The organism is Moorena sp. SIO4A1 (genome assembly GCF_010672065.1).
GTDB lineage: Bacteria > Cyanobacteriota > Cyanobacteriia > Cyanobacteriales > Coleofasciculaceae > Moorena.
Map to the genome: position 1 here is coordinate 1 of NZ_JAAHHX010001049.1, position 1,048 is coordinate 1,048.

Annotated in this window: 1 pseudogene; it reads right to left on the reverse strand. The window is 40.1% G+C overall.

Features of this window, described 5'->3' with window-relative positions:
* Window positions 1-67: 67 nt before the first annotated feature.
* A pseudogene (locus tag F6K53_RS45170) lies at window positions 68-922 on the reverse strand (transposase); the annotation flags it as partial.
* Between the last annotated feature and the right edge of the window lie 126 nt (window positions 923-1,048).

Consider the following 1,048-nt stretch of genomic DNA (forward strand, 5'->3'; position numbering starts at 1 on the left):
GATAGTGGAGCCTTTATAGTTTGCAGACTATGAGTAAAAGGGTTAAAAATTTGTAATTAAGGCTCCACTATCTAAGGCGCGCGTCTCTAGGGTCAATTCCCAGTTTTTTAAGACCCCGCAATTTTATGTTTATTGCCCCATTAATGTCAGCATCATCGTAATGACCACAGTTAGTACAGACGAACTTTTCTTTTTTTCTGTTTTCGTTACTGGTGTGATGACATCTTGGGCATTTTTGAGACGTATGCTTGGGATTTATTTTTACGACCGGAACGCCTGACTTTGCGGCCACGACTTCGATCTTTTTGACCAGTTCACCCCAAGCTGCATTAGAAATTGAGCGATTTAAACCTCGTTTTCTTGATTGTCCATTGCGGTCATAGTTACCATTTTCATTAGGTCTAGGTTTGCAACGAGATTTCATTGCCTTAATATTCAAGTCCTCGAACACTAAGGCATCTGTACCATCAACTAATTGATTGGCAACATTCCAGTGATAAGCACTACGCTTATTTGTGATACGTTCATGGAGTGAAGCTACTCTGGCATAAGATTTCCCTCTGTTATTAGACCCTTTTCTTTTTCGACTAGCTGCTTTCTGCCTCAGTTTTAAACGTCTTTCTCTACACCTAAAAGACTTTTGTTTGGCTGGATTTGCTATTGTTCTCCCATTAGAGATACTGATTAGCTTATTGATGCCTAAATCACAGCCTTTAACCCTCTGAGGCTTAATCTCGCTTTTGTCTTTTACTGGAGTAGTTGGCACTGATTTATCTTCAATTTGAAGACTTACAAACCATCCGCGAGCTTTCCTACGAACAGTTACAGATTTTAGAGTGAATCCTTCAGGAATAGGGCGAGAGTTGTAAAAGCCCATCCAGCCAATTCCTGGGAGGTATATTCTGTCACCGTTTAATTTAACTTGACCAGGTGCATATTTAAAACTTCTAAACCGCGACCTTCTCTTAGGTTTTGGGTATCCAGTTTCTCATGCAAAAAAACTTAGAGAAAGCAACATCTAACTGCCTCAGGGTTTGCTGTAAAACAG